The organism is Arsukibacterium sp. (assembly GCF_033721375.1).
In the GTDB taxonomy this organism is placed as follows: Bacteria; Pseudomonadota; Gammaproteobacteria; order Enterobacterales; family Alteromonadaceae; genus Alishewanella.
In genome coordinates, this window is sequence record NZ_JAWWAP010000004.1 from 19,824 (window position 1) to 41,119 (window position 21,296).

The 21,296-nt window shown below is 51.2% G+C and carries 17 protein-coding genes; 3 read left to right on the plus strand and 14 right to left on the minus strand.

Annotation, left to right across the window (positions count from 1 at the left end):
- Nucleotides 1–247 precede the first annotated feature (247 nt).
- Together guaA and guaB are read right to left on the minus strand one after the other, a co-directional pair.
- A complete protein-coding gene (guaA, locus tag R3187_RS06950) occupies nucleotides 248–1,825 on the minus strand; it encodes a glutamine-hydrolyzing GMP synthase (RefSeq protein ID WP_318965965.1) in 1,578 nt (525 codons plus the stop codon).
- A gap of 56 nt (nucleotides 1,826–1,881) precedes the next feature.
- Nucleotides 1,882–3,351, minus strand: a complete 1,470-nt coding sequence (guaB, locus tag R3187_RS06955; protein WP_290619079.1) for an IMP dehydrogenase — start codon at nucleotides 3,349–3,351, stop codon at nucleotides 1,882–1,884.
- Between the two features lie 153 nt (nucleotides 3,352–3,504).
- On the opposite strand from guaB, the gene xseA reads away from it, so the two are divergent.
- The 3 genes from xseA (at nucleotide 3,505) to R3187_RS06970 (ending at nucleotide 6,171) form a co-directional block, all read left to right on the plus strand.
- Nucleotides 3,505–4,836 carry an exodeoxyribonuclease VII large subunit gene (gene xseA / locus R3187_RS06960; RefSeq protein WP_318965966.1) on the plus strand — a complete coding sequence of 444 codons (1,332 nt, stop codon included), beginning with the start codon at nucleotides 3,505–3,507 and terminating at the stop codon, nucleotides 4,834–4,836.
- 87 nt (nucleotides 4,837–4,923) lie between these two features.
- Complete coding sequence (locus R3187_RS06965; RefSeq protein WP_290619084.1) at nucleotides 4,924–5,559, plus strand: hypothetical protein; 636 nt, start codon at nucleotides 4,924–4,926, stop codon at nucleotides 5,557–5,559.
- Between the two features lie 24 nt (nucleotides 5,560–5,583).
- Entirely contained in the window at nucleotides 5,584–6,171 is a 588-nt protein-coding gene (locus R3187_RS06970) for a gamma-glutamylcyclotransferase (protein WP_318965967.1), read from the plus strand.
- Here R3187_RS06970 and R3187_RS06975 read toward each other — a convergent pair.
- The 12 genes from R3187_RS06975 to pilW form a co-directional block, all read right to left on the minus strand.
- Nucleotides 6,155–6,988 carry a DUF4824 family protein gene (locus tag R3187_RS06975; RefSeq protein WP_318965968.1) on the minus strand — a complete coding sequence of 278 codons (834 nt, stop codon included), beginning with the start codon at nucleotides 6,986–6,988 and terminating at the stop codon, nucleotides 6,155–6,157. The genes R3187_RS06970 and R3187_RS06975 overlap by 17 nt on opposite strands.
- Nucleotides 6,981–8,096, minus strand: a complete 1,116-nt coding sequence (locus R3187_RS06980) for a DUF2157 domain-containing protein (RefSeq protein ID WP_318965969.1) — start codon at nucleotides 8,094–8,096, stop codon at nucleotides 6,981–6,983. Before R3187_RS06980 ends, R3187_RS06975 begins: the two co-directional genes overlap by 8 nt.
- A gap of 180 nt (nucleotides 8,097–8,276) precedes the next feature.
- The gene (locus R3187_RS06985; RefSeq protein ID WP_318965970.1) at nucleotides 8,277–8,801 is read right to left on the minus strand and encodes a DUF2795 domain-containing protein; all 525 of its coding nucleotides are present in this window, start codon (nucleotides 8,799–8,801) and stop codon (nucleotides 8,277–8,279) included.
- A 1-nt stretch (nucleotide 8,802) separates the two neighbouring features.
- Nucleotides 8,803–9,810, minus strand: a complete 1,008-nt coding sequence (locus R3187_RS06990) for a DUF2795 domain-containing protein (protein ID WP_318965971.1) — start codon at nucleotides 9,808–9,810, stop codon at nucleotides 8,803–8,805.
- A gap of 311 nt (nucleotides 9,811–10,121) precedes the next feature.
- Nucleotides 10,122–12,377, minus strand: coding sequence for an arginine/lysine/ornithine decarboxylase (locus R3187_RS06995; RefSeq protein WP_318965972.1), 2,256 nt, complete (start codon nucleotides 12,375–12,377; stop codon nucleotides 10,122–10,124).
- A gap of 16 nt (nucleotides 12,378–12,393) precedes the next feature.
- Nucleotides 12,394–13,878, minus strand: a complete 1,485-nt coding sequence (der, locus tag R3187_RS07000; RefSeq protein WP_318965973.1) for a ribosome biogenesis GTPase Der — start codon at nucleotides 13,876–13,878, stop codon at nucleotides 12,394–12,396.
- 71 nt (nucleotides 13,879–13,949) lie between these two features.
- Nucleotides 13,950–15,125, minus strand: a complete 1,176-nt coding sequence (gene bamB / locus R3187_RS07005) for an outer membrane protein assembly factor BamB (protein ID WP_318965974.1) — start codon at nucleotides 15,123–15,125, stop codon at nucleotides 13,950–13,952.
- A gap of 12 nt (nucleotides 15,126–15,137) precedes the next feature.
- Nucleotides 15,138–15,767 (minus strand): YfgM family protein, encoded by a 630-nt coding sequence (locus tag R3187_RS07010; RefSeq protein WP_318965975.1) that lies wholly within the window; start codon nucleotides 15,765–15,767, stop codon nucleotides 15,138–15,140.
- A 90-nt stretch (nucleotides 15,768–15,857) separates the two neighbouring features.
- A complete protein-coding gene (gene hisS, locus R3187_RS07015) occupies nucleotides 15,858–17,147 on the minus strand; it encodes a histidine--tRNA ligase (RefSeq protein ID WP_318965976.1) in 1,290 nt (429 codons plus the stop codon).
- 76 nt (nucleotides 17,148–17,223) lie between these two features.
- Nucleotides 17,224–18,336 (minus strand): flavodoxin-dependent (E)-4-hydroxy-3-methylbut-2-enyl-diphosphate synthase, encoded by a 1,113-nt coding sequence (gene ispG, locus R3187_RS07020; protein WP_318965977.1) that lies wholly within the window; start codon nucleotides 18,334–18,336, stop codon nucleotides 17,224–17,226.
- Between the two features lie 2 nt (nucleotides 18,337–18,338).
- Complete coding sequence (locus R3187_RS07025; RefSeq protein ID WP_318965978.1) at nucleotides 18,339–19,271, minus strand: RodZ domain-containing protein; 933 nt, start codon at nucleotides 19,269–19,271, stop codon at nucleotides 18,339–18,341.
- Nucleotides 19,268–21,295 carry a type IV pilus biogenesis/stability protein PilW gene (pilW, locus tag R3187_RS07030; RefSeq protein ID WP_318965979.1) on the minus strand — a complete coding sequence of 676 codons (2,028 nt, stop codon included), beginning with the start codon at nucleotides 21,293–21,295 and terminating at the stop codon, nucleotides 19,268–19,270. Before pilW ends, R3187_RS07025 begins: the two co-directional genes overlap by 4 nt.
- Nucleotide 21,296 lies beyond the last annotated feature (1 nt).

Below are 21,296 nucleotides of genomic sequence, written 5' to 3' on the forward strand. Positions count from 1 at the left end.
TCAAAACAGCAGCATAACATGATAAACAAAAAAGGCGCCTAGGCGCCTTTTAAAATAAATTTAACATCAACATTACCTAAAATAATGTTTGATCAGCTCCGGGAGCATACAATAAAACAGTTTTGGCTATGGATTTGGTGCTATAGCAAAGCCGCCAAAGGTTTTAGCCCCGGGAGCATACATAAAGTATGTGACCGGGGTAAAATCTGCCGGCAATACCGCTATAGCGTCAAAGACGACGCCAAAACTATTCCCACTCGATGGTGGCTGGTGGCTTGCCAGATATATCGTAAACTACCCGGGAAATACCATTAATTTCATTAATGATCCGGTTAGACACCTTACCCAGCATCTCGTAAGGCAAGTGAGCCCAGTGCGCGGTCATAAAATCGATGGTTTCCACTGCGCGCAGCGAAATAACCCAGTCGTATTTACGGGCATCGCCCATTACGCCCACTGATTTCACCGGTAAAAACACCGCAAAGGCCTGGCTGACTTTATTGTATAAATCCGCTTTATGCAGCTCTTCAATAAAGATGGCATCGGCCCGGCGCAGTAAATCACAGTATTCTTTTTTTATTTCACCCAGTACCCGCACGCCTAAGCCCGGCCCCGGGAAAGGATGACGGTACAGCATGTCATACGGCAGCCCCAGCTCCAGGCCTACTTTGCGCACTTCGTCCTTAAACAGCTCACGCAGCGGCTCTACCAACCCCAGCTTCATATGAGCCGGTAAGCCCCCGACATTATGGTGCGATTTAATCACATGGGCTTTACCGGTAGCAGAACCAGCAGATTCAATCACGTCCGGATAAATCGTGCCCTGGGCCAGCCACTTGGCGTTTTCCAGCTTTTGCGACTCTTCGTCGAACACTTCAACAAACACCCGGCCAATAATTTTGCGTTTGGCTTCCGGCTCATTTTCACCGGCTAAGGCATCTAAAAAGCGCTGTTCGGCATCAATTTTAATGATGTTCAGGCCAAAGTGGTCGCCGAACATATCCATTACCTGCTTGCCTTCGTTTAACCGCAGCAAACCGTTATCAACAAACACACACGTCAGGTTAGCACCAATGGCGCGGTGCAGCAGCATGGCGGTAACCGAGCTGTCTACGCCGCCTGATAAGCCGAGAATAACCCGGTCATCACCAATTTGTTGTTTTAAGCGGGCCACCGCATCTTCAATAATGGTGGCTGGCGTCCACAGTTTGTCGCAACCACAAATGTTAACAACGAAATGCTCCAGCATCCGCAACCCCTGCCGGGTATGGGTTACTTCCGGGTGAAACTGCACGCCATAGAACTGACGCGCTTCATCAACCATGCCGGCATGCGGACAGGTGGTGGTCTGGGCGCAGGTTACAAAGCCAGGAGGTATGCTCATCACTTTATCGCCATGGCTCATCCACACATCGAGCAAGGCATTGCCGTTGCCACCGATATGGTCTTCAATCTTGGCAAAAAAGTCGTTGGCAGCAATCACTTCAACCTGAGCATAGCCAAACTCACGTAAATCCGAGCCCTGCACCTTGCCGCCCAGCTGCTCGGCCATGGTTTGCATACCGTAGCAAATGCCCAGCACAGGTACACCGGCGTTAAACACGTATTCCGGCGCCCGCGGCGAGTCAGGGTTAGGTACGCTTTCCGGGCCACCCGATAAAATAATGCCGGTGGGGTTAAATTCGCGAATTTGCTCGTCGCTGACATCCCAGGCCCATAATTCACAATACACGCCAATTTCGCGTACCCGGCGGGCAATAAGCTGGGTGTACTGCGAACCGAAATCCAGAATTAAAATACGATGGTGGTGAATGTTCTTGCTCATAACAACCTTTGCAAAATAAGGCGGCGGGCCAGGCCCGCCGCGTAAACGTAATGTTGTTAGCCTAACCGGTAGTTAGGCGCTTCCTTGGTGATTTGCACATCATGCACGTGCGACTCCCCCATACCGGCGGCGGTAACCTTAACAAACTCAGGCTTGGTGCGCAGGGTCAGCATATCCGGGCTACCGGTTAAGCCCATGGCAGAGCGCAGGCCACCCATTTGCTGATGAATAATATTTTCAATCGGGCCTTTATAAGCCACCCGGCCTTCAATGCCTTCCGGCACCAGTTTTTCGGCATTGTTGCTGCCCTGGAAATAACGGTCAGACGAGCCATTGCGCTGCGCCATTGCACCCAGTGAGCCCATACCCCGGTACGACTTATAGTAACGACCCTGATACAGCTCTACTTCGCCCGGCGCCTCTTCGGTACCGGCAAACATTGAACCGACCATTACGCAATGGGCACCGGCCACTAAGGCTTTGGCCACATCACCGGAGAAGCGGATACCGCCATCGGCAATAATGCAAACGTCAGTACCTTTAATACCTTCTACCGCGTCAGAAATGGCGGTAATTTGTGGCACGCCGCAACCGGTAACAATCCGGGTGGTGCAAATGGAGCCCGGGCCAATACCGACTTTAACGGCATTAGCACCGGCTTCTGCCAGCGCCTTAGCGCCTTCAGCGGTGGCGACGTTACCGGCAACAATTTGTAAATCAGGGTACTGAGCACGGGTTTGCTTCACCCGTTCAATCACGCCCTGAGAGTGGCCATGGGAGGTGTCAATTAACAGAATATCGACGCCGGCTTCCACTAAGGCGGCAATCCGCTCGTCAGTGCCCGGGCCAACGCCTACTGCAGCGCCAACCCGCAGCCGGCCTAATTCATCTTTACAGGCGTTTGGCTTACTGGCGGCTTTATAGTAGTCGCGTACAGTAATCAGGCCTTTTAATTTAAAGTTGTCATCCACTACCAGCACTTTTTCAATCCGGTGCTGGTGCATCAGTTTAAAGGCTTGTTCACGGGGGGCGTTTTCGTTAACGGTAACCAGTCGCTCACGTGGGGTCATCACAGAGGTAACGCTAGCTTGCAAGTCGGCTTCAAAGCTCATATCCCGGCCGGTAACAATACCCACCAGGTTCTGCTCTTTATCCAGTACCGGAAAGCCGGAAAAACCATGCTGCTGGGCTAATGCCTGCACTTCACGTACCGTCATATCGGCCAGGGCTGTTACCGGATCAGAGACCACACCGCTTTCATATTTTTTCACCTTGCGAACATTGGCGGCCTGCTCTTCAATAGTCATATTCTTATGAATAAAACCCAGACCACCTTCCTGTGCCAGCGCAATAGCTAAACGGGCTTCGGTTACCGTGTCCATAGAGGCCGATACCATAGGAATATTCAGCGTGATGCTTTTGGTCAGTTGAGTGCGTAAATCCGCAGTGTGGGGTAGAACGGTAGAGTGCGCCGGTACCAATAACACGTCGTCAAAGGTAAGGGCTTCTTTCTTGATCCTGAGCATTGCAACAATCTCGCTGTGAAGGATGAAAAGATAGGGAATGTTGCGGCGCAATTTTAAAGGATTTATGGCGACAGAACAATCAGTTTTTTCTTTTTGTGTTAACACTGAGCCTTGGCGTAAACTAGCCTCAAAGCAGCTAACCCTGAGTAAAAGATGCAAAACCCCGATATTTATACCGTTTCCCGTTTAAACAGCGAAGTCAGGCTTATTCTGGAGCTGCAGTTTCAGCGGTTGTGGCTGGTGGGAGAGGTGTCTAATTTTGTGCAGGCAGCATCGGGTCACTGGTATTTTTCATTAAAAGATCAGGCCGCCCAGGTAAAAGTAGCAATGTTTAAGCAGGCCAACCGTAATGCCAGCGTCAAACCGCAAAACGGCCAGCAGATACTGATCCGGGCCCGCATCAGCGTATACGAGCCACGGGGTGAGTATCAGCTGCTGGCAGAAATGATCGAGCCGGCCGGTGACGGCCTGCTAAAGCAACAGTACGAGCAACTTAAAAACCGGCTGCAGGCTGAGGGGCTGTTTGATGAAGCGCGCAAACAGCCGCTACCGGCCCATATTAACCGGGTGGGCGTTATTACCTCGCCCACCGGTGCCGCTATTCGCGATATTGTCAGCGTATTACAGCGCCGCGCGCCGGGTATTGAAGTGATTATTTACCCTTGCTTAGTGCAGGGCGAACAGGCTGCTGGCCAGCTTAGACAAATGCTTAGCACGGCGATTCGACGTGACGAAGTAGATGTACTAATAATTGGCCGTGGCGGCGGTTCGCTGGAAGATTTATGGTGTTTTAACGACGAGCAGCTGGCCCGCGCCGTCGCTGCCTGCCCTATTCCGATAGTCAGTGCGGTCGGCCATGAAATAGATTTTGCCCTGACTGACTTTGTTGCCGACGTGCGGGCCCCAACGCCGTCTGCCGCAGCAGAGCTGGTATCGCCTGATCAAAGCCATTTACTGGAGCGGCTGCGCCGCCTGCAAAGCGCGCTGGTGCAAGCCCAGCGCAGTAAGCTTAATCACTTAAAGCCAGACCTTAAACAACTGGAACAACGCCTGTTAGCGTTGCACCCGAAACGGCGCCTGCAGCAACAGCAACAGCGGCTGGACGAGCTGCAGCTACGCTTAAACCGCACTATTAATCAGCAACTGGCCAATGCCAAACGCCAGCAGCAGTATTTACAGCAAAGCCTGCAGCATTTGTCCCCTGCTAAAGCCATTAAGCAACAGCACGAACAGCTACAACAGCTGCAACAACGGCTGCAACGCGGCATCAGCCAGCAGCTAAGCCAGCAACAGCAAACCCTCGGCCGCTTAAGCAACCAGCTGAACACAGTAAGCCCACTGGCTACCTTAGCGCGTGGTTACAGTATTACTTTTGACGATAAACAGCAGGTGCTTACCAGCAGTAAACAATTAAAAACCGGCGATAAGGTAGCCATTAAACTGGCAGAGGGTGGTTTTGATGCTGAGGTTAAAAAGCTGAATTGAGGTTAGTCATCTGGGCTGACTCAGGCTAAGCTTAATCAGCATCGAGATTATTTCAACACAGCTTGTTTTACAATGAGGGTTAAAGCAATGCCTGAACAGCATGCAGAATCTCATAACTATCTTTCAGATACTGAACCTGCGCAAATACCTTCTGCCAGTGAAAAAATTTTTATTCGTTTGTCTTTCTGGCAAACGATTTTATCTGTTGTAGGCATATTTATTGCCGTTTTGGCACTTTATGCCGCTCTTACTGAGTCTGAAGCAATACGCAAGCAAACATCAGCAGCCGTTTGGCCTTTTATCCAGATATCGATTGCAGACTATGATTTTGGCCAGGATGCCAGCTTTACCCTTACTTTCACTAACACCGGTGTGGGGCCGGCGCTTATTCGCGCGGTGAAAGTCGAGGTCGATGGCAAACCAATGCGTGACTGGGCTCAGGTGGTAACGTATCTTGGTGGCACTTTTGATGAAAACGTCGGCCGGAATACCATCAGCAACCGTGTGCTCAGCCCTGGTCGGAAAATTGATTTACTGTCGGTTGCCGAGCCTGCTTTAGCCAGAAAATTTCAAGCTGCTGTTGGTAATCCACAAACCGCAATTACCTTTTGCTATTGTTCGATTTTCGACGACTGCTGGCTGGCGGATAGCCGGTCACAGGTACTCGATCCTGAACCTGTCGACGCCTGTCCTGACTTTCAACATGAAACATTTGCCAACTAACCTCAGCTTACTAAGTGGAGAAACATGTCACATAACACCGCTGCCCTGAATAAACAGCGCCAGCCGCTGGACCATCTCGAATCGGTCTGGCTATTCGGTTATGGTTCATTAATTTACAAAGCCGACTTTCCTTTTCTCAATAAAAAGCCCGCCTGTATTTACGGCTGGCAGCGCCGTTTCTGGCAGGGCTCGCATGACCATCGCGGCACACCAGAGGCGCCGGGACGGGTGCTTACTCTGATAGAAGCACCTGGCGAACGCTGTGCCGGTATGGCGTATCAGGTAACCCCGGATACCTTTGAACATTTGGATCATCGCGAAAAAAATGGTTATCTGCGGGTATTTACTGAATTGCATTGGCTGGATGAGCCAGGCCAGGCCGCTGTTCAGACCAAAGGTCTGGTGTATTTAGCCAGCGCTGATAATGAGGCCTACCTGGGCCCGGCCAGTGACGAAGCAATCGCTGCTCATATCGCCCGTAGTGCCGGCCCCAGCGGCCCCAATAGTGAATACTTACTTAACCTGGCGCAGGCCCTGCGCGATATGAATGAGCACGAAGAGCATGTATTTGCGATAGAGCGCGAGCTGCTAAAACTTACTCCAGAGTGCTAATCCATGGCTCATGCAATTTCCCGTAGTAAATAGTCGCCTGCAAAGGCTCACTTTCGATATTGTCATTATTTTGCGGTAGGGCCGCTGCCAGCCGCCTGGGTACATAAAGTGACTGCACAGCCAGCCTGGTGACGATAATTTCATTAGATTTTGTCTGTTCGGTTTTAGCACAGCGATTATAACTGGCCTGGATTTCAGCGGGCACAATTACCAGCTTACTGTCAGGTGTGGTTGGCCGCGCGGCTAACACTGTTTGCAATAGCTCAGCAGTAGCGGCAGCATCGATAACATATAAACGGGTCGCCCGTTCATTTGCGGTTTGCAGCAAATCCGCCGCCCGCTGCTGCTGTTCCAGTTGCACTTCGGCTGTGAGTTCCGAATTTGCCTGCTGCACGAATGCGTAATATTGCTCAGCTTCTGTAAGGTAATCAGAGTAACTTTGACCGTTAAACTCCAGTAACACCCAGGCCCTTTGCTGCTGTCGCCGATAGCGCCCGGGCTGGCATGGCTGAAACTGAAAACTGGCAAAGTGCGCATCACTAACAGAAATAGCGCGGTTAGTATGCCGGTATTGATATTGCCATTCGTCGCTTATCGGCTCAGGGTTTGGCGTGGTCCACTTCAGACCGATCCGTTTACCGGAATTCTCGCCGGCAAAACCATATTGATTTGGCAAGCGTAATTCCCGCTCGGTTAAAGGCAATTCAGCTAAGATAGCGCTGCGATTAATAAACACTTTGCTAAGTATTACGCCATTAACTACCACTACAGTGGCAACCGCTAACCAGAGCAGTTTTTTGAAAGGCTGTTCAGACATGTTCACCTCCGGCTGATTGCATCCAGGCGTGCTGGATAGCGCGAAAACGGTTAAACATCGTCAGTGCCAGAATTGCAGTAAGGCCGACCAGTAAAAAGAACAGATATTTTGGTAGCCAGTCCCACCACCAGTCAAAAAACTTGGTATATAAAAACAGCGCAAAGAACACATTGCCGGTTAGCATCAGTTTCGCTGCATGTGTGCGAATACCGAACAGTACCAATAGTGCGCTGGCAACAAACCCCACTACCTGATACACCCCTTCTATTAAATCGGCTGACCAGGGCAAATAACTGGCACTGCCCCAATTGGCTAAAACCAGCACCGCTATAAAAAACACCACGGCTGACAGTGTCTGATAAATATTGGCAAAGCCATCAAACCGTTGCTGTTTAAACGCCATAGGCACTGCAAAAAACATTGCACTGGCTAATAAAAAATGCTCGGGATACTCGCCGGCATGCACCCAGTAACTGCCCATCCAGCTGCCAAACTGCGCGCCGATAAACATAAAACTGCAGAGTATCGCTGCCGCCAACAGTAAGCGGACGTGCAGCAGATACGCCAGCACAAAGCCATATAATGCAAAAACAGCAAAAGCATTGGCTGATGGCGTGATATTAAAAATGCTGCCCAACATGATGATATTCAGTACCCAGGCAGTAAAAGACACTAACGCAGCCAGTTTTGCATAGTAGCCCGAATCATCAACCCGCTGCAGCCATACCGCCAGTGCCAGGCTTAATAGCGGCGCAGCAATGAGTAGCGCAACCTGGCTAACGGTAGAGAAATAACCCCAATACTGGAAAAACAGAAAGAATAAACTGGCGGCAAGTGCTGTTGCACCTAGAAATGAGACAATTTGCATACCCAGCGACAAATGGCGGGCCTGGGCGTTTAAGTCGACATTCTGCTCCTGCTGCATTTGCTGCAACAAGGCATCGTGATAATCGCGAACCTGAGCTGCTTTATCATCAGCCAGTATCAACACGCCTTGTTCGACTAATATCTGCTGTTCAGCCCGAAAAGCCAGCACCTGATCGGCTCTGGCCTGAGCCTGGGTTTTGTTAAGGGGGGTATTTGTAGTCACGGGCTTCGTTTCATCCATGCTGTCAGCGCCTGAACAACAGAGTACCTGAAAACTAACAAAACCGGAATCAGGTCACAGATACTGCTGAGCAAATTCAGAGAAATTGGGGTCAGATAACAATTAAATGTTAAAGACTAATTTATTTGTTATCTGACCCTAATTATTCTAATTATTCTAATTATTCTCTGCCCAACGGTATCACGACACCCGGCCAAACTCTTTGGCTACGTCTTTCATGCTGTGATAGGTCTTATCGCTGAACTGCTCAATAATCCTCATTTGCTCAGCATCGGCGTTATCGCGGGCATACGCTTTAAGTTCATCGCCACTGGCCGGAAAATCCATGCCGGCAAATACGCTGGCAATATTCGCTGCGGAGGCTACTTCCATTGCCCGGGCACCGCCTTTTTTACTGGGCTGATCGTCCGGTTTATCCTGATGGCTGCGCAGGCCGCCAAAGGCCCGGCTGATTTCAGCGGCGTCACGGTATTGCTGGTCGGGAAGCTGCTTTAATATGTCAGCAATTTCTCCGGCACGCTGTTTACTATCGTCAATGGCCGCTACCAGCTCGTCGCGGGACGCCGGAAACGCAATGCCTTTCAGCGCTTTTTCAATATCGGCTGCAGATATCGCCTGTTGCGGATGAGACGTCAGCATATGCCGCTCTAACCGCGATTTTTGTTCAAAGGTTGCATCGCAAATGTCGCAGGAAAACTGGGCCATGTTATCTTACCTCCCCTACGGCTTTTTCCAGATCAGCCATAGTGTTAAATTTGCGCTCAGGCAGCTCTTGCAATACATCGATAATCTCAGCACTGGCATTATGTTTTTCAGCAAATTTAACCACTTGATCCCGGTCGCGGGGGAAATCGATACCTTTCAGCGCCTGAGCAATACCTGCAGCCGAAGCACTTTCTAATGCTGCTTTACCGCCATGCCGGCCACCTTTGGTTGGATCGCCCCGCGGCGACTTACTGTCGAGCTTAAAGTCAGGCGTGGTAAATTTGCCCTCCTCAATTGCTGCATCAGGCCAGTTTTTCGGTTTTAATCCCAGGGTATCAAAAAGCGCAGGCTTACCGCTAATGTCTGCTTCAGTATCCGCGTCAGTATCTGCTAAATCATCGTGGGCACCAATTAATAGCAACTGGGCATTTTCGTAATCCAGCAGTCTGGTGTCGCTGATATCAATCCAGCGTTTGTCGGCAAATTTATCTTTGAGCTGTTGCGGATAGTCCGGCTTTTCGTCAGGAAAACCGGGTACATCTATTTCGGGGTTTCGGACTGAAATAACAAAACTGGCCTCAGCTAATATACCAAGCTCTTGCTGAGCCTTGCCCGGCTTATCAGGCTGATATAACCGGTAAGCCAGCCTTGTGCTATCGTGATGCTCAAACATCAGATAGCGACCGGCTCCTGCCGGAATAGCTTCACCCTGCTCACGCTCGCCTTCGGTTGATGTTTGATATTCTAGCGGCCCAAGCTCCTTACCAATCTGCTGCGGGCTGGCCGTCAGGTAATTCAGCATCCACTCCCGCTGCGTCGACTTGGACGAGCCGTCGCTGATTTCTGGCAGGCGTTTTTTGCCGACGACAAATAAGCGTGCTTTGTCATCATTGTCCGGCACCATCACCAGATGAAAACGCTGGACATCATCAATGCTGTTAACCTGTTTGCTGTCTATTTTGCTGCGGTAAAAGAAATAAATATCGCCTTGCTCAAGCTTTGCTGTCATAACGCTGACCTCCTGCTGGCATCATCCAGAATGTGGGTTCGTGTTAATCCGGAGTACTGCTCTGAACATAGCAATACAACATTCAAAAAACATACCAGACATATTCAAAAAACATACCAGACAGCCGCTGGGACAGCAGACGGTTAGTCAAGGGGAGACAGCAGCAATTATCAGTGGCAGGCGCTGTGCTAGTGAGCAGGCAGGGAACAAGCAATAAGTAACAGACAGGTCGCAGCCAGCTGCTTCGCTGGCTATTATGAAAATATTGCCACCGGACCGCACTTTTTACCGGTGGCAACCACTGCAGATTTTTACTCTTTTACCACATCGATAAAGTAATGACTTTCACCGGCGATCGTTTCGCGGACCAGACCATGGACATCGGTCTCAAAGCCCGGAAACTGGCTATTAAAGGCCCGGGTAAACTTCAGGTAATTGACAATAGTGGGGTTAAAGCGCTCGCCTGGCACCATTAGCGGGATACCTGGTGGGTAAGGGGTCACTAACATGGCGGTTACCCGGCCGGTAATATCGTCAATCGATACCCGCTCAATTTCCCGGTGGGCCATTTTGGCCCAGGCATTGGCCGGGGTCATAGCTGTTTCAATGGTCGATAAATACATCTCAGTGGTGACTTTGGCCACGTCGAACTGGCGGTAGATATTGTGAATTTGCTGACATAAATCACGCAAACCGACTTTCTCATAACGCGGGTTCTTCGCGACAAACTCCGGCATGGCCCGCCACATTGGCAGGTTCTGATCGTAGTCATCTTTAAACTGCTGTAACTCAGTAACCATCGAATTCCAGCGGCCTTTGGTAATGCCGATGGTAAACATAATAAAGAACGAATACAGCCCGGTTTTCTCAATAATAATACCGTGCTCTGCCAGATACTTGCTGACGATAGTGGCCGGAATGCCCTGTTCATCAAACTGGCCCAGCATATTCAGGCCCGGGGTAATAATAGTGGCCTTGATCGGATCCAGGATATTAAAGCCCGACTCTATCGGCCCGAAACCATGCCAGCTGTCTGTAGCATGCAGTACCCAGTTATCGCGCTCGCCTATGCCCTCTTCCGGTAAATGCTCGGGGCCCCAGACTTTAAACCACCAGTCATCATCCCCAAACTCGGCATCGACTTTGCGCATCGCCCGGCGAAAGTCCATCGCTTCAAATAAGCTTTCTTCCACCAGTGAAGTGCCGCCCGGGGCTTCCATCATCGCAGCGGCAACGTCGCAACTGGCGATAATGGCATACTGCGGGCTGGTAGAACTGTGCATTAAATACGATTCGTTAAAACGATGGGTATCTAACGTGCGATTAGTGGCATTTTGCACCAGGATCTGCGAGGCCTGCGATAAGCCTGCCAGCAATTTATGGGTAGACTGCGTGGCAAACACCAGAGTTTCGTCAGAGCGCGGCCGGTCTTTACCAATGGCGTGCATATTCTTATAAAAATCATGAAAACTGGCATGTGGCAGCCAGGCTTCGTCAAAATGCAACGTATCGATGCTGGAGCCCAGCTGTTGTTTAATTTCTTCAACGTTATACAAGATACCGTCATAGGTGCTCTGGGTTAACGTTAAAATACGTGGCTTTTTGTTTTTGGCATTACGGGCAAAAGGATTGGCTTCAATCTTTTTGGCAATGGCTTCGGCAGAAAATTCACTTTTCGGAATAGGGCCGATAATGCCGTAATGGTTGCGCGTTGGCATTAAAAACACCGGGATGGCACCGGTCATAATAATCGAATGTAAAATCGACTTATGACAGTTGCGGTCTACCACCACAATATCACCCGGTGCGACCACCGAATGCCAGACCATTTTATTTGAGGTAGAGGTACCGTTGGTGACAAAAAACAAATGGTCAGCATTAAAAATGCGGGCAGCATTTTGTTCGCTCTGAGCCACCGGCCCGGTGTGATCGAGCAGCTGGCCTAATTCGTCAACCGAGTTACAGACATCGGCGCGCAGCATATTTTCGCCGAAAAACTGATGGAACATCTGGCCAACCGGGCTTTTTAAAAATGCCACGCCACCGGAGTGACCCGGACAGTGCCACGAGTAAGAGCCGTCTGACGCATAATCCATTAACGCATTAAAAAACGGCGGGGCTAACGCATCCAGGTATTTCTGCGCTTCGCGGATTATATGGCGGGCGACAAATTCCGGGGTGTCTTCAAACATATGAATAAAACCGTGCAGCTCACGCAGCACATCGTTTGGAATATGCCGGCTGGTACGGGTTTCACCGTATAAAAATATCGGTATATCGGCGTTACGCTTGCGCACTTCTTTAACAAAGGCCCGAAGCTCGGTCAGCGCGGTATTAACATCGGCATCACTGCCGCTACCAAACTCTTCATCGTCGATAGATAAAATAAAACAGGAAGCACGGCTGGCTTGCTGAGCAAAGGCGGTTAAATCAACGTAGCTGGTATAGCCAACCACTTCAAAGCCATGAATGCCAATAGCCTGAGCTAAGTCACGGATGCCCGAGCCGGAGATATTTTCTGAACGGAAATCTTCATCAATAACAATTACCGGAAAACGAAATTTCATCAGTCAGTCCTTGCTGTTAATCTTTTTTCGCCACTTTCTGGCGCGCCTTCATTAACCGCTCACGCTTGTATTTCTGCAGCGCGGTTTCGGTGTTTTTCTTGGTCGGGGTAAAGGGGTTTTCCCCTTCGCGGAATTCGACCCGGACCGGCGTACCCATCATTTGCAACGCCTTACGATAATAGTTCATCAGATAGCGTTTATAAGAATCGGGTAAGTCTTTTACCTGGTTACCGTGAATGACAATAATTGGCGGATTATAGCCACCGGCATGGGCGTATTTCAGTTTAACGCGGCGGCCATGGACCATGGGGGGCTGATGATCTTCCTGCGCCATTTTCATAATGCGGGTAAGCAATGAGGTACTGACCCGTTTGGTGGCCGAATCGAACGCTTCTTCCACCGACTCAAACAAGTTGCCGACACCGGAGCCATGTAACGCCGAGATAAAATGTAAGCGGGCAAAATCAATAAAGCCTAAGCGGCGGTCCAGCTCACGCTTTACTTCGTCTTTAATACTGTCATTCAGGCCATCCCATTTATTGACGGCAATAACTAACGAGCGACCGGCATTTAACGCAAAACCCAGAATACTTAAATCCTGATCGGAAATGCCCTGACGGGCATCCAGCACCAGCAACACCACATTAGCCTCTTCAATGGCCTGCAGGGTTTTGATCACCGAGAACTTCTCTACCATGTCATCAATTTTGCCGCGGCGGCGCACCCCGGCCGTATCAATCAGCGTGTAGTTCCGCTCGTTGCGCTGCATCGGAATAAACACCGAGTCACGGGTGGTGCCTGGCATATCGAATACCACAACCCGCTCCTCGCCCAATATCCGGTTAGTCAGGGTAGACTTACCAACATTTGGCCGGCCGACAATCGCCAGTTTAATATGCTCGCTGCGGAGTCTTGCCGCCTCTGCATCAGCCTGCTCTTCAGTCAGGGTTTCCAGTGCCGGGCCGGCATCTGCTTCAGCAGCACTGTCAGCACCTGCCTTTACGCTATCAGCCAGAAAAGGCAATAACGCATGCTGCAGCAGCGATGACACGCCGCGGCCATGGGCGGCGGCTATCGGATACACCTCACCGACACCCAGGCTATAGAAATCGGCAATAGCCGTATCGGCATCCAGGCCGTCTGTTTTATTAGCCACCAGAAACACCGGTTTTTCTACCCGGCGAATATGGGCGGCAATAGCGCTGTCACCTACGGTGGCGCCTGCCCGGGCATCTACCATAAATAGCACCACATCAGCTTCAGCAATAGCTTTGAGCGACTGCTCGGCCATTTCTACTTCAATGCCTTGCTCATTGCCGTCAATACCGCCGGTATCAACCACGATAAACTCCAGGCCTTCGAAATTGACCGAGCCATATTTACGGTCCCGGGTTAAGCCAGGAAAGTCGGCAACCAGAGCGTCGCGGGTGCGGGTTAAACGATTAAACAGTGTGGATTTGCCAACATTGGCGCGCCCCACCAGGGCCACTACAGGTAACATTCAGTCAACCTCAAAATAAGAAAACAGGCCTAATCAGGCCTGTTCCTTCAGTTATATGCCTAGGGTACCGGTTAAGGTACTTGTAATAAGACTAGCTCACCATTGCGGCTTGTCACTAACAGATAGTCATCAGTTGCCACAGCCTGGCGATAAAAACCAGAGCTATCGAAACTCTGACGTGCAACAAACTCGCCGGTTTCCCGGTTCAGCCAGTGCAGATTGCCTTTATTATCACCTACCACCAGATAGTCTTTATAAACAGTCGGTCCGGTTAAAAAGTGCCGCTGCAAGCCCTGCTGGCCCCAGACTTCACTGCCATTGCGCCGGTCTACTGCATAGATACCGCCGGTAGAGTCAACCAGATATAAAATATTGCCGGCAACCGCCATGTTGCGGAAACTGGCATAATCACGTTTCCAGATCTGGCGGCCACTTCGCAGCTCCATCGCTACCAGTTCGCCATTATAGGCAATGGTATATAACGTGCCGGCAATGACGATAGGTTTTGCATCAACATCAACCAACCGGGATAAATCAGTACTGCCCTGCGGGGTAGCGATAACTTCTTCCCAGGCCTGATAGCCGCGCTCAGCAATCAGCACACCAACCCGGCCTGTGCCGCTACCGTAAATCACGCCACCGGCCTCGATCACCGGCTCGCTGACGCCACGAATGGTCAGCGGCGGCTGCTCATCTTCAAAAAACCAGCGCTGTTCACCGGTCTCCGGATCCAGAGCTATTAAAGTGCCGGCAGTCGTTGTCACCACGACGAGGCCATCGCCAGCTGCCGGACTGGCGATAACTTCTCCGCTGACCGCAGCACGCCACAGCAACTGGCCGTTTTCAGCGTTTAGCGCAAACACTTCGCCATCTTCTGTACCCAGATACAATTTATCATTGGCAAAGGTGACGCCGCCGGCAATCCGGGCGGTTTCACCGCTAAACCGGGCCAGTAATGAGCTGTTGCCTTCATCGCGTAAGTCAAAACTCCAGATAGTGCGGCCGTTACTGAGGTTTTTAGCCACAACAATGCCATCACGGCTGGCAGCATACACTTTGTCACCAACAATAGCCGGCGTTAAACCTGACTCATAATGGGCAACGCCTTTACCGACTTTGCTTTGCCAGACCTTTTCCGGGTTAATGCTGTTCTGGACATCAGGCAGCACCAGTTTTTCTTTACTGGAACAGGCAGTTAACACCAGCGCCACGACAACGGCCGCTGTAATTTTTCCGAATAATTTCACGCCTACCCCTTGTTAACTGGCTGTAATATGTGCCAATTCATCCAGTTTTACCTGTAATAACGGCTGGGCTTGCTCGCTGCTGGCTAATGCTTGCTGATACGCCGCCTTTGCCTGGGCTAACTCACCGGTTAACTGCAAAACATCGCCTTTTAACTCGGCCTGCTGGCCAGCAAAACTGGCAGGGACCGGCTTTTGCAATGTTGTCAGCGCATCAGCATAGTTGCCCTGCTCACGCTGCACCCGTGCCAGCCGCAACTGGGCAATAGCCTGGACCGGAGTATCTTTGGCGTTATTCATCACCCAACTTAAATGCTCAGCAGCAACTGCAAGCTGCTGACTGTCAATTGCCTCGCGGGCGGCCAGCAGCGCTGCGAATACGGCATAGCTGGTGTCACTTTGGGCATCAATAAATCCCTGGGCGCTGGCTAACCAGTCACTGCCTTCGGTTTGCTGCTGTTCAAGCAACTGGCTATACTCGGCTGATACCTGCTCGGCCTGTTCGCGTTGCTCTGCCTGAAAATAGCGCCAGCCGTACAACCCAGCCAGACCGATGGTCACGCCTGCTAAAATGGCTTTACCGTAGTCGTTCCAAAAGCGCTTAATGGCTTCTACCTGTTGTTCTTCGCTGCTGTAAATTTCCAATGTTACTACTCCGTAATATCCTGCTTATCCGATTAAGTACCCGCTGCTAAACGCCAGAGAGCCGTTCTCTGCCAGTACTGTTTACAGTATTTAACTTAAATCCTGCTGAACCGCTGCAGATAGCAACTGCGCTAACCCGGTCAGGGTCAGCGTTTGTTGAGGCTTATCCTGCCGCAGCCATTTCAGGGTTATTTCGCCGCGGGCCAGTTCATCTGCACCAAGAATTAACCCAATTTCCGCGCCGGATTTATCAGCCCGTTTCATTTGCTTTTTCAGGTTGCCACCGCCGCAGTGCAAGATAACACGTTTTGGCGCTAACTCGCTACGCAGCTGTTCGGCAATCGCAATGGCTGCAAGTTCCGCGGCCTCTCCCATTGGCATCAGATAAATATCCGCAGTTGCCTCAGGCAAGGTTACCAACTGCAAGGTTTGCAGCAATAACACCAGCCGCTCCATACCAAGAGCAAAACCTACTGCCGGCGTGGCTTTGCCGCCAAGTTGTTCTACCAGGCCGTCATAGCGGCCACCGGCGCATACCGTTCCCTGGGCGCCCAGCTCGGTGGTAACCCACTCGAACACGGTTTTATTGTAGTAATCAAGGCCGCGTACCAGAGTCGGGTTAACCGTATAAGCAATCCCTGCGGCATCAAGCCGGCGTTTTAACTGGCTGAAATGTTCTGCTGAGTCCGGATCAAGATAATCACTTAATTGCGGCGCAGCTGCGACAACCTCAGCTAATGCCAGATTTTTACTGTCCAGCACCCGAAGGGGGTTACTGTGCATCCGGCGCAGACTGTCTTCATCTAGCTGCGACTTATGCTGCTCCAGATACGCTACCAGTGCGTCACGGTAAACCGCCCGGGCCTCATTTGAGCCCAGTGAATTCAGTTGCAAACTGACATAAGGTGCCAGCCCCAGTTGCTGCCATAAATTCGCGGTCAGCATAATCACTTCAGCATCAATATCACTGCTGGCAATGCCAAAGGCTTCCAGCCCGAACTGATGAAACTGGCGGTACCGGCCTTTTTGCGGCCGCTCATGCCGGAACATCGGCCCCATATACCACAGCCGTTGTTCCTGATTGTACAGCAAGCCATGCTCGTTGCCGGCCCTGACACAACAGGCTGTGCCTTCCGGGCGCAACGTCAGGCTGTCGCCATTACGATCCGCAAAGGTGTACATTTCTTTTTCTACAATATCGGTCACTTCGCCGATAGAGCGCTTAAACAACTCAGTCATCTCAACGATAGGAAAGCGAATTTCGCTGTAGCCAAAGCGGGCGACGGTACTACGCAATACCTGCTCCAGATGCTGCCATAACGGCGTATCCTGTGGCAGGCAATCGTTCATGCCACGTATTGCCTGAATATTTTTTGCCAAAATTAAATTCTCACTGCCATACTAAAAACCGGCCGATTATAAGAGGTATCGTTAATAACACCAAACCGCCGCGCTATTAATCCAGTTGTTTTATGCCAATCAGCTGCTCCCGGGCCACCAGATACTGGCGTACCTGCTGCTCCAACTGCTCTGCAATGTTGTTATTGTCCAGCCGCAGTTTCTGGCGCTGGCCATTTAAATAAAAGCCACTTTTGCGATTAGCACCCGCTACGCCTAAGTCTGAAATCAGCGCTTCGCCCGGACCATTCACTACGCAGCCAATAACTGACACCGTTAATGGCTCGACAATATCTTCCAGCCGTTGCTCCAGTTCATTCATGGTTTTGATAACATCAAACTCCTGCCGCGAACAGCTGGGGCAGGCGATAAAATTGATACCGCGCTGGCGAATACGCAGTGACTTTAGAATATCGAACGCGACTTTCACTTCTTCAACCGGATCGGCCGCCAGCGAAATACGCAGCGTGTCACCTATCCCTTCTGCCAGTAGCATACCCAAACCAATTGCCGACTTAACGGCACCGGCACGGGCACCACCAGCTTCGGTTATCCCCAGGTGCAGCGGTTGTTTAATCTGTTTGGCCAGCAGCCGGTAAGCGCCTACCGCCAGAAACACATCTGAGGCTTTGACGCTGACTTTAAACTGGTCGAAATTCAGCCTGTCCAGAATTTCAACATGGCGCATCGCTGATTCCACCAGGGCCTCGGGGGTTGGCTCGGTATATTTTTCCTGAATATCAGCTTCCAGTGAACCGCCATTTACGCCGATCCTGATCGGAATATTATGATCACGGGCACTATCCACCACGGCACGGATCCGATCCTCGCGGCCAATATTGCCCGGGTTTATCCGCAGACAGTCAGCACCGTATTCTGCTACTTTCAAGGCTATGCGGTAATCGAAATGAATATCCGCCACCAGTGGAATGGTTGCTTGTTGTTTGATCAGCTTAAACGCTTCGGCGGCCTCCATGGTGGGCACCGATACTCTGACCAGATCAGCACCGGCATCGGCAATAGCCTTTATCTGCGCCAGCGTCGCGGCCACATCGGTTGTCCGGGTGTTGGTCATTGATTGCACGGCAATAGGCGCATCACCACCAATGGCAACACTACCTACATGGATTTGCGTACTTAAGCGCCGGGTAATAGGATTGTCAGCAAACATGATTAGTCAGGTTCCGCCAGGGTAAATTTAGCCACTCTGCCATCAGGCAGCGATGACATGTCAAAAGGTTGATTATTCAAAGTTATCCGCACCACACTGGGGTTTCCCAGGGTTACCACAAAGGGTGCCTTGCCGCTTACCGTCATCTGGTAACCTGCTTCCTTGGTACCATAGGCAATACGGTTGCCATCAGCATCCAGCACATCTATCCAGCAGTTATCCTGGAAATTCATCGTGATCACATCTTGCTGGGCCGCAGGAACCTCTTCAGCTAACGGCTCGCTGGTCAGGGACGGCAGGGTTTGTGAAGCCATAAAATCAGCCTGACTGTCAACAACGGCAGCAGCGTTATTGCTGCCGGCAGCCACATTGTCCGGGGTTATAACTGCAGTGTCTGAGCTCTCTGAATTCTCAGAATTCTCTGAGCTATCTGAACTATTGATGCTGTTGGAACTGTTGTCAGTAGCCAGCAAACTGTCGGTAGTAGCTGCAGCTGCTGGCGGCTGCGATGCGTCACCTGCACCGGGGCTGGTAGTCTGCCACCACCACAACACCAGCATCAGCACCAATATAAAACCGATGGCATAGGTCAACCACATAAAGCGGTTTTCCGTTGCCTGATGGCCGGTTCGATTGGAGAAGGTCTGCATCGGTTTAGAAGGCTCAGCATTGCCGGCATTCTGTTGCTCAAACGCCTGCAACACCTGCTGCTCTGGCAGTTTAACCAGCCGGGCATAGGCTCGCAGATAGCCACGGACAAAGGTTATCAGGATTGAACTGTCAAGTTGATCCGCTTCGATCTGTTGCACCAGAGCCAGGCGTAAATTTAACTGCAATGCCACGTCTGCATCGCTCATATTACGTTGCTCACGGGCCTGGCGTAATAACTGACCAGCCGTCAGTGCTGTAGTGGCTGGAGCGTCTGTAGTGCTCATGGTTCAATATTGGCCGGGTCGATAACAAGCACCTGCTGACCAACCTGTAGCTTGCTTTGCTCAGTCAGGTTATTCCAGGCCATAAAGCGTTCCAGGCGGATATTATACCGGTATGAAATTCCGAACATGGTTTCGCCTGCGGCAACCTGATGGTAAGGCTCTGAAGCATCAACAGGCTCACTGAACTCTGCCAGCCTGGCAACCGTTTGCTGTTGCTGCAAATGCTCATCGCCAACTTCAGCCAGCCAGATCCGCTGGCCGGTTTTAATCACGGATTCAGGAGTCAGCTGGTTCCACTCCATTAATCTGGCCAGCCTGATATTATGCGCTACCGAAATGGCATACAGTGACTCGCCTTCCTGCACGATATGAAATTCTGCCGGCAGCTCTGCTGGAGGGCTGATCTCTGTCACAGCTGTGTTTTCTGCTACAACCTTTGCTGCTGCAATGTCTGCTGCTGAATCGGTTGATCCTGCCGATGCAGCAACGGTAGCTGCAGCCGGTTCAGCTAATACCGTTTCGGCCGGCAGGCTCAGCGGTGGCGTTGCGGCTAACACCAGCTGACTGGCGTTGCTCTGCTCAGGTAGTTCTCCGGCGATTTGTGCCGGGGCAGCATCTGCGGCCCGCTGTTCAGCTATTGGCTGCTTTGCCGGGTTTTCAGCTTGCTGCTCTGCCAGTTGGTTGGCGGCAATTTCGTCAGCAGCCTGCTGATCGGTTACCCGTTGCTCGGCAGCCAATTTATCAGCGGCTAGTTGTTCTGCTGCTAATTGCTCAGCTGCCAACTGCTCTGCTGCTAATTGCTCAGCTCGCTGCTGCTCTGCTAATTGCCTCGCGGCTAATTCGTCAGCTATAGCTTGTTGCTCTGCGGCCTGTTTTGCTGCCAGTTGGCTGGCGGTCTCGGCGGCTTGCTTGTCTGCACGTTGTTGCGCGGCCAGTGCTTCCAGCGCGGCTTCGTCGTCAGCAGTCGGCTCACTGGTTACCAGGGCACCGGCAATAGCCTGACTACTGACAGAGCTGGCCGCAGTTGCCGCCCGCGCTGCCTTCTGCGCCATTTGCGACGAAGGTTGCTCAACAGGTTCTTCGTCAGATGTTGACTGCCCGGGTGTCTTCCGTCTGACCACTCTTAATCTTGGGTTGGCAACCGGGCCGGTTGGCACCACGTCGGTTAGCGTGCTGTCAGGCAACACGATATTCGCCATCAGGCTTAATTTGTATTGTTCACGTAACTGTTCAAACTCACTTTCCAGCAATCGTTGCTGCAACAGCATCCTGGCTTCCGGGGTATCAATATACAGGGTCAGTAACAGCTGCTCAGCGTGTTTCATGGTACTGATATCGCCCTGCTTTTCTGCCACCAGATAATTCAGCAGGGTGCTGCGGGCAGAAACCCGGCCTAAGCGCTGGATCCGCTGTAGTGAAATTTTGGCCCCAACATTGTCGCCCATCGCATAGTTAAGCGCAGCTAAGTTAATCAGCGAGCTGATGCGGGTGCCATTGTGTGAAACTGAAGATTCAAGAAAGGTTTTTGCTTTACTGAAGCCTTGCTGATCCAGCTGACACAGGGCCAGATTTTCATAGCTTTCTGCTACCCGGATATAACCCGGCCTTGAGATGGCGGTTAGCAGCAGTTGTTCCGCTTCGTCATATTTGCCAATCTGGCACAGAAAGGCGCCATAGTTATTGTAAGCATCAGCGTTATCACTGTCTTTATTCAGTGCCTGTTTGTAAGCATCTTCTGCCTGGACATGCTCACCAACACTCTGATAATAAAATGCCAGGGCGTTATACACTTCAGGTAAATCCGGGGCAAAGGCTTTGGCACGCTCTAAATTGTATTTCGCCTGAGTGGTATCGCCACGACGCAGATAATTTAAGCCCAGAGAAATACGGGTACGGGCAGCCTCGCTGTTATCAAGACTTCGTTCACCAACCTGGCGGTCAGACCCGACATAACTGCTTTCTGATACGCACGCCGTCAGGGTTAATGACACACAGAGTGCGAGCCCAACCGAAAATTTCTGCATT

What these genes read in the sequence shown, in the direction of transcription:
- guaA (WP_318965965.1), bottom strand. Translation starts at nt 1,825, where the DNA reads ATGAGCAAGAACATTCACCACCATCGTATTTTAATTCTGGATTTCGGT.
- guaB (WP_290619079.1), bottom strand. Translation starts at nt 3,351, where the DNA reads ATGCTCAGGATCAAGAAAGAAGCCCTTACCTTTGACGACGTGTTATTG.
- xseA (WP_318965966.1), top strand. Translation starts at nt 3,505, where the DNA reads ATGCAAAACCCCGATATTTATACCGTTTCCCGTTTAAACAGCGAAGTC.
- R3187_RS06965 (WP_290619084.1), top strand. Translation starts at nt 4,924, where the DNA reads ATGCCTGAACAGCATGCAGAATCTCATAACTATCTTTCAGATACTGAA.
- R3187_RS06970 (WP_318965967.1), top strand. Translation starts at nt 5,584, where the DNA reads ATGTCACATAACACCGCTGCCCTGAATAAACAGCGCCAGCCGCTGGAC.
- R3187_RS06975 (WP_318965968.1), bottom strand. Translation starts at nt 6,988, where the DNA reads ATGTCTGAACAGCCTTTCAAAAAACTGCTCTGGTTAGCGGTTGCCACT.
- R3187_RS06980 (WP_318965969.1), bottom strand. Translation starts at nt 8,096, where the DNA reads ATGGATGAAACGAAGCCCGTGACTACAAATACCCCCCTTAACAAAACC.
- R3187_RS06985 (WP_318965970.1), bottom strand. Translation starts at nt 8,801, where the DNA reads ATGGCCCAGTTTTCCTGCGACATTTGCGATGCAACCTTTGAACAAAAA.
- R3187_RS06990 (WP_318965971.1), bottom strand. Translation starts at nt 9,810, where the DNA reads ATGACAGCAAAGCTTGAGCAAGGCGATATTTATTTCTTTTACCGCAGC.
- R3187_RS06995 (WP_318965972.1), bottom strand. Translation starts at nt 12,377, where the DNA reads ATGAAATTTCGTTTTCCGGTAATTGTTATTGATGAAGATTTCCGTTCA.
- der (WP_318965973.1), bottom strand. Translation starts at nt 13,878, where the DNA reads ATGTTACCTGTAGTGGCCCTGGTGGGGCGCGCCAATGTTGGCAAATCC.
- ispG (WP_318965977.1), bottom strand. Translation starts at nt 18,336, where the DNA reads ATGTTTGCTGACAATCCTATTACCCGGCGCTTAAGTACGCAAATCCAT.
- R3187_RS07025 (WP_318965978.1), bottom strand. Translation starts at nt 19,271, where the DNA reads ATGAGCACTACAGACGCTCCAGCCACTACAGCACTGACGGCTGGTCAG.
- pilW (WP_318965979.1), bottom strand. Translation starts at nt 21,295, where the DNA reads ATGCAGAAATTTTCGGTTGGGCTCGCACTCTGTGTGTCATTAACCCTG.